Consider the following 8203-nt stretch of genomic DNA (forward strand, 5'->3'; position numbering starts at 1 on the left):
AAATAAAGAAGAACTGGAAAAAGTAGTCAATCAGCTTTTAAATGAAGGGGGATTGATTATTAAATGGAGTAGAAAACTTAAAAATAAGGGTAATGCTGTCAATGTAACTTAAATGCGTAAAAGCTTATTTATACAAATTTGAGCTGCAACCCAGCCAATCGAGGTTAAAGATTGCCCGATAGATGGGATTATGGACTTGCAGCCGGCCTTGATCTTTGATCACTAACCCTGATAAAAGTAACTCTTTTTCTGGGGGGCTATCCTTGGCAATCACCTCTTTTTCCCTTAAAATCCGTTCATAGAGTCTCAGGAGCAACTGGGAGCGATGACTGTTGAGAAGCCGATCGCGAATAGTCCGCAGATGTTCCGGTTCATCCTGAGCCTCCCAATTGTCAATGATCTTCTTCTGTACTAAGTCCTCAATCCAGAGGGCCTCACCATTGGGGGGAATCGGTGAGGCAGCGGTGCGAATTAACTGACAGAGTTTTTGGGTCAGAAAAGGTTGACCGTTTGTCCAAGCAAAGACTTCTTTTAAGACAGTTTGCGGGTTACTAACTTTCTCGGCCAATCCGCGCAGTAAAGGCTGGGCTTCGTGTTCCTTAAAACCCTCCAATTGAATCGAATGACCGATATTAAAAGGAGTGATTTGGTGGTCGGTAATTAAATCGGAGGGGGTGACAACACCGAAGAAAGCGAAGGTCAAACGCCGATAGAGCGGGTTAAAACCACGCTGGTTATAGCAGGAACGAATCAGGGCAAAAAAGTCATTAACCGCAAAATTTAAGCCCAAAACGCTATCGATTTCATCGATAAAAATTGCGATCAGTTTCGGGGGAGAACCTTCCACGATCCCCACTTCCAGCAATAACACTTCTTCAATAAATTCGCCCAAGCGCTGCACTGCCGAGACATCTTCCCGTTCTTGCCACCAAGCTTTGAGATTGACCCTTTTGAGCAGGCCAAAACGTCGCCCTAACTCGAAGGCTATCCCCTTGTACCATTGGTCGGGAGTGACATTTTCGCTGCCGATACGGGTTAAATCAATGGGAGCGCAACAAACCCCCTCGTGTTGGAGGTGATCGATCATGCGTACCATTAAACTAGACTTACCCATTTGACGGGGATTGAGAACATAGCAAAAATCGCCGCGTTTGAGGGCTTTATAGAGATAACGGTCGGCGGCGCGGACCACGTAGGTGGGGGCATCCATGGGCAAACTGCCCCCCACTTGGTAGTCAAAGGTGCTAGATTCTTCGCTACTTCTGAGCAGTTCATTTTCAAATAGTAATTCTGCTTGGGTGGCCTTGAGAATTTCTAGGGTTTGGCTGAGTTCTAGGGTGCGCTCCTGCACTTTCTGTTCTAGGGTGCGGCTATACTCGGCTAATTCTTCGGTAAAGCGAATCCGTTCCGCTTCCGCCTGTTTTCGTTCGCTAATATCGGTAAAAGCGGTGATCGCATAGATAATTTCTCCTTTTTCGTCAAAAACGGGCGTGGCATACACTTCTAGGGGAATAATCTTCTCTCCTTGGTGAATTTCTAGATCATCCATCGTGTTTTTTTCCCCCCTTAAAGCTCGGACAATCGGCTGGTCTTCGGTGGGATACAATCGATCGGTTCCAGCTTGATATAACTGATAGGTTTTCCCCAACTGATTAGCCGTGGTGATATTAACTATCCCTTTTCCTAAAATCTCTTGGGCGGTTTGATTGGCATAATAGGGTTGACTGTCGGCATCCAGAACAAATACCCCCACTGGCATGGCTTCTAAAAATTGCGCTAGTTGTCTCTGTTTAGCTTTGATTTCGGCGTAGAGTTTGGCGTTAGTAATTGCGATGGCAGCTTGGCTGGAGAGCAGTTGCAGCACTTCCAATCTTTCTTGGGTAAAAGCCCCGACGGTGAGATTATTTTCTAGATAGACAATTCCCCGCAGTTGTCCTTGGTCGAGGAGGGGTGTGCAGAGCAGCGATTTGGTTTGATGGGTTTTTATATAGGGATCGTTGCTAAAATTGCCCTGATGGGCAGCATCGTTATTAAGAACGGTTTGACCGCTCCGGGCTACATAGTTAATAATTGAGACGGGAAGATGTTCTTCGATGGCATTAGATTTAAAGACTGTCACCCTATCTTCCTGCACTGAACCGGAGGCTTCAATCGATAATTGTCCGCCGCTTTCTAGGATAAGATAGCCCAGCTGCGCCCCAGCATTTTCGATGAGAATTTTCATCAGGGTGGCGAGTAACTTATCTAAAACTATCTCGCTAGAAATGGCTTGGGATGCCTTCATAATCGTGGCTAAATCTAACAGTTCTCCCGCATGACTGGCTGAATTTTTTCTGGTGGTAGTTTTCCTAGTTTCGGTCAGGGAATTGGAACCATAATTATTGACCATTAACTGAGAATAACGGCTTTCTATATCTTTGACTTTAGCTGTTGCTCCCCAAAGAGAATAGAGATAAGCAGCTTCATTGATGTAGGTTTTGGCAATTTTTACTTTACCCCAATCGAGATAGAATTTCGCCGCTAGTTCGTTAGCTAGTGCTTCTTCATTAATATATTCATTTTCCTTGGCTTTAGCGATGGCTAGATCGTAGTTTTCTATGGCTTCTAGATAGGATTGCTGCACCCGGTCTTTTTCCGCTTCCACTAAATAAAATTTATGGAGATAGTTAGAGGGTGCTTGATTCGCCCATTCCTGTTGCTTTTTCTGATTATTCGTCACTCGTTCTAATACTTGCTGTTTTTGGTCATTGTCCAGATGATTATAAATAGCTAAATGAGCGAGGGAATCATAGAAATTATGCAGAGGAATCAATAATGTAGCGGTAGCTCCCCCTAGATAATTTTGGGCTTGGTTAGCATTTTTAATAGCTTGTTCGTACTGTCCAAATAGATAACAAAGGTATAATTTATTAACAAATAAAGCACAGAGACCGTAGAGATCATTAGCCTCTAGATGGTACGGTAACATAACAGTTTCTTGATAGTACTGTCCTTCTAAATGACCGGGATTTTCCGAGTGCCTCAGCAGATTTAAAACTGTTTGACCATAGATTTTTAGATAGTTGCGAGGGTTTTCTTGTTTGAGCTTAACAAAAGCCAGATCATAGTTAGCTATTTCTTGGGCTAATTCGGTTAATTCCTGTCCGATAAAGGCGGAATGAAAACAGTAAAGATAGGCACAGGTTGTTCCGTAGTAGAGATCGCCCATTTCTAAACCGGTTTGATAGGAAGATTTTAACAAGGACAGGGAATTTTTAATCGGTTCTTTCCAGATACTAATAGTGGCGGAAAAGACGGCAATTATTTTCGGCATCAGGGCTTTGGCATGAAATTTATCAGCAATGTTTAAAGCTAATCGTCCAAATTGATAACCCGTTTCCCAATCTTCTAAAATACCGCAAAGGATTAAGCCATAATTGACATAAGTAAAAGCCGCTAGATAACTATTGCCGTATTCAATTGATAAGTTAACCTGTTTTGATACTAGGATGGGTAAGAGATGAGGTGCGGCAATAAAAACAGGAGGAAATATGGCAGTCCCTATCTTCATTATTGCTAATTTTTCTTCCTCATTTATCGGCGGTAAATTACTTAAATCTTCGATATTTTGCCCCGCTAATTTTTGTCGGGTTTTAGTTAGTTCTTTTTGAATATCTGATGATTGTAAGGATTCAGGAATCTGGAAATCGAAGCTTTTAAGGACAGATAAACCAATTTGTACCGCTTTTAGTTCTTGATTTTGGGCGTGATACGCTTCGATGATTACTTCATAAACTTTGATTTTATCTAGGGTAGTTTTTGCCTGTTTTAATACGAGATTAGCCCAGCGTTGCATCGGCTCAAAGTTCCCACTTAAATAGGCGATTTCTGTGGCTTCAGAATAAATATTTAAAGTCAGTTGATAGTTATTTTCCCAGCTTGATTTTTTGAGAAGTTTTTGAGCGGTTTTGATATATTTTAAGGCTCCAGCTTGGGCATTAGCGGCTTTTGCTTTTTGGGCTGCTAGTAAATTCAAGTTAGCCACTGACTCTCGTTCTTTTTTCTCGCTAATTAGTTGATAACCAAGGTTGAGATGATCAACTATTTTAAAAATCTTTTCCGATAATTCGTTGACAGAAGTATGCTGCCAAAGTAGGCGACCAATTTTTAGGTGAATTACGGCTTTTTGGCTGTCTTCGATGAGAGCGTAAGCTCCTTGTTGAATGCGATCATGAGCAAATTTATATTCTTGAATCAGTAATTGTTCATCTAATTCTGAGAGGAGAATAATTAAACCAGCTTCGCTACTAGAAGTTAAAATTGGTAAAAGTTCTGAAGGTGATTTTTCAGAGATAACCGTCAGATTATATAAATTAAATTCTGCCCCAAGACAGGCTGCTAAACTTAAGACTTCTTGGGTTTCGGGAGGCAATTTCTGCATTTTGCCCATCATAAATTGAATCAGATTATCGGTACTGCCAATCCTTTGAATTTGGCCGAGATGCCATTGCCAATAGCCCCTATTATTATCGGTTTTAGTGGTTGTTTCTTGCCCCGATTGAAAAAATAGCCAATTTTCCCAGTAGATAGTTTTGAGAAATTCATTGACAAAAAAAGGATTACCGTGGGTTTTTTGCCAGACTAAAGCGGACAAAGATTGCACATATTCTGGTGAATGATTTAAGGTGTCGGCAATTAACTGATTGACCTGTGCAGGACCCAGAGGTCTTAAAATAACTTGATTGATAATTATGCCCCCCTGCTCTAATTTATCGAGAGTAGCGGTTAGGGGGTGGGTGGAATTAATTTCATTACTGCGATAGGAGCCGATTAAAAACAAATAGTCCATATCGCCATCGAGCATAATTAATTCTATCAACTGGAGACTAGCCAAGTCTGTCCATTGTAAATCATCGAGAAAGATGACCAGGGGATGTTCTGGGGAACAAAAGACCCGAATAAAATTTTTAAAGACTAAATTAAAGCGATTTTGAGTAGCGATCGCTCCTAATTGTAACACCTCTGGTTGTGAACCGATAATTAATTCTAATTCGGGAATCACATCAATAATAACCTGTGCATTCGCCCCCAAAGACTTTAAGAGTTTTTGTCGCCATAGTTCCAGTTGTGGCTGACTTTCCCCCAAAAGTTGCTTAACCAGATTAGTCAAAGCGCTAACCACGGCAGCATAGGGAATATCGCGCTGAAATTGGTCAAATTTACCGGAGATAAAAAAGCCGCGTTTTTCAGTAATTGGCTGATAAATTTCCTTAACCAAGGTGGTTTTACCCATGCCAGAATAACCCGTAACTAGCATCAGTTCGGTGTGAGAGGAGTTTTTATCCACCGTGGCTACCCGTTGAAAAGCAGTGAGGAGAGTGGCGATTTCTGCCTCCCTACCGTAGAGTTTTTGGGGAATTTGGAACTGATTGGCTAGATCTTGCCTAGCGATGACAAAATCCTCAATTTTACCCGTTGTTTCCAGTTGTCTTAAACATTCCTCTAAATCTGCCCGAATACCGTAGGCACTTTGGTATCGTTCCTCGGGGGTTTTAGCCATCAGTTTCCTGATGATTGCCTCCACCACCGGGGGAATTTTCTCCTTGACGAGACTATTAATCTCCAAGGGTTGTTTTGCCAGATGACAGTGAACTAATTCCAAAGCATCGTTAGCCCGAAAAGGTAATTGTCCGGTGAGAAGTTCATAGAAGCTAACGCCCAAGGAATAAAAATCCGTGCGGTAATCGAGACTACGATTCATCCGTCCGGTTTGTTCGGGAGAAATATAGGCTAAAGTCCCCTCCAGAACGTTGGGATTGTTTAGCCCGGGATTTTCCCTTTGTAGGACGGTGGCAATGCCAAAATCGATGATTTTAATCTGTCCGGTTTCGGGGTTAAGAACTATATTGGCAGGATTAATATCTTTGTGAATAACCTTGGCGTTGTGAATTTTCTCTAAATTAGCCACTATTCGGGGTGCAAGGCTTAAAAAGTCCCTTAAGGCTAGGGTTTTGCCCCCTAGCCATTTTTTTAAGGATAAACCGCCGAAATCTTCCAAAATAATCACGGGAGTTCTGCGGTAGGTTTCTAAACCATAGGCTTTAATCCCCTCCTCGAAGTTCAGGCCGCAGATGGTTTTATACTCCTGTTTGTAGTGGGTTAGTTGTTGTGCGGTGGGATATTCTTGCTTGAGGATTTTGAGCATAACCGGTTGATTATCGGCGATGCGAATGGCCCGATAGACTTCTGAGTTAACGCTTTCGTAAACTTGGGCAAGAATGTCGTATCCGTTGAGAACAATCATTTTTTTACTTGGCGATTGTAAATGGCTGCGGGTTTCCCTAGGAAAAATTCTACGGGAACCAAGACCAGACTCCGCAAGGCTGAAAGAACTCGATTTACCTGTGAGACGGAAGGACGAGGAGAAGGCAGCACTTGCTCGAAATACTCGGAATGCAAGGTAAAACCAAAGTGAACATCTTCCGGCAAACTCAGTTTAGCAATCGGTCCGCCCTTGAGATTGTCAGGGTTAAATAACCAAGCTTCTAATACTCTGGTCGGGGTTAAAACCGTCGTAAATAGATAGCCCTTTTCTTGGGGAATAAACTGAATGCTATCTAAAATATAGCCATCAGGACAAACATAAAAATCCAGTAGTCCCCGACCTAAATGGGATACATGAGTATTACTGGCCTTTTTTTCTTGGCTAATCTCTTCAGTTAACTGATTCCAATCCTGATTGAGGGGAACCTTGGCTAATACCGAGGGCAAGTCATGACAGGGAAGTTCGGCATCCCTGAGGATGCGATTACTTTGGTCGCGAAAATCCATATACTGACGACGACAGATTAATTCGCGCACATAACCGGCATAAACCTGATAAATAGCGCTGTATCCCTGTTCCAATTCCCGCGGGTCGGCGGTGTAGAGAGTGGTAGAGAACCACCCCGGATGGATGAAAGCTTGTTCGCTCATCACCCTGGCATCTTCGATAACCACTTTGCGCAGCACTCCGGGGTCAAAGGAAAACATCCAGGGAATGCCGTGGTATTCGGGGGGATAACCCTGACCGGTAAAATGTTGGATATCGTCTTTTTCGATCGCTTCGGTTAAACTAATAGTGGCGTTTTGGATGGCCACAAGCTGAATTTGACCGTTGATACTATGGTAATTACAAAGGAAGTGATAACTGTCGCCATTGAAGGTAATTAATCGCGAGGGAACGGTGGTTTCTTCTTCCTTGAGGTCTTGACGTTTAACCAGATAAATTTGAGTTTTCGGATAGGTTTCTTCGGGCCTGATTCTGATACCTAATAGTTTGGCTACTCCCATCTGAAAGGGCATATCGGGAATCATGATATAATCTTCGGTGACGATGACCGAATGGGGACTACCATCGAGGATAGCTCCCTGTAGTTTCCAAGGTTTAAGTTGTTTTTGTTGATCCCAAAGAACAATATACGCCGATTTATCTAAGTCTTTTAACATACCTCCCGATACAAGTTTTAGCTTTAATTCACAGGTGATAAATTCTTGGGTCTTTTTGTCGTAGAAGGGGTGAGCGGTATTTTCTAGGACTGGGAAAATAGACAAAGGCACGGAAACAATATGTTGGTCAAAATAACCAATCGGAGTGATAGTATCCAGGGAAACGGGGTCAACTTCCCAGTAACGTCCCGCATCGGCAGTGAGGATTAATCTGGTTTCTTCTAGTTGTTTATCTTCGGAAACTTTTTCTAGTTTAACCATAGCAGTATTCGCTATTTCTGAACAACCCAAAATGCTGACCACGGCGGGAAAAGTGGCTTGACTAATATTAAATATCGGTAAAATTTTTCGCCAGAAACTATCCCAAGTTTTTAGTTTTTTACTGTAAACATTAACTTGATTATTTTTCCCTTGCAAGTCCCATTTAATAATTACACCTTCGCCAGAGAACAAATGACGGTCATTTTTTCTATGAAAAGGACAGACGATAAAAACGTATCCCGACAGATTTTCCTGCCAATGTCCCTCGGTAACTGTGGCGACTGCCTTATATAAATTGTTCTCATCCGGCCGACCGAGTTGCGAGCGACTAAAATTACTAACGTTGACAGTATTTTGGACAGTATCTTTGATTGACATATTCATAAGTAGGGTTTGCGGCAAAAAGTTTGTTGGTGGGGTTAGGAGCCGGTCGTCGGTCGTCAGGAGATAGGAGTCGGTCGTCGGTCGTCAGGAG

Annotated in this window: 2 protein-coding genes; both read right to left on the minus strand. The window is 42.5% G+C overall.

Annotation, left to right across the window (positions count from 1 at the left end; translation table 11 throughout):
• Positions 1 to 124: 124 nt before the first annotated feature.
• Positions 125 to 6283, minus strand: a complete 6159-nt coding sequence (locus IQ242_RS10810) for an AAA family ATPase (protein ID WP_193959971.1) — start codon at positions 6281 to 6283, stop codon at positions 125 to 127.
• Entirely contained in the window at positions 6280 to 8112 is a 1833-nt protein-coding gene (locus IQ242_RS10815) for a carotenoid oxygenase family protein (protein ID WP_193959972.1), read from the minus strand. The genes IQ242_RS10810 and IQ242_RS10815 overlap by 4 nt, the downstream gene beginning before the upstream one ends.
• Between the last annotated feature and the right edge of the window lie 91 nt (positions 8113 to 8203).

This window comes from Microcystis sp. LEGE 08355 (genome assembly GCF_015207185.1).
In the GTDB taxonomy this organism is placed as follows: Bacteria; Cyanobacteriota; Cyanobacteriia; order Cyanobacteriales; family Microcystaceae; genus Microcystis; species Microcystis panniformis.

Bases quoted from the DNA above. Each gene is read 5' to 3' on its own strand.
- IQ242_RS10810 (WP_193959971.1), bottom strand. From the start codon at position 6,283: ATGATTGTTCTCAACGGATACGACATTCTTGCCCAAGTTTACGAAAGC.
- IQ242_RS10815 (WP_193959972.1), bottom strand. From the start codon at position 8,112: ATGAATATGTCAATCAAAGATACTGTCCAAAATACTGTCAACGTTAGT.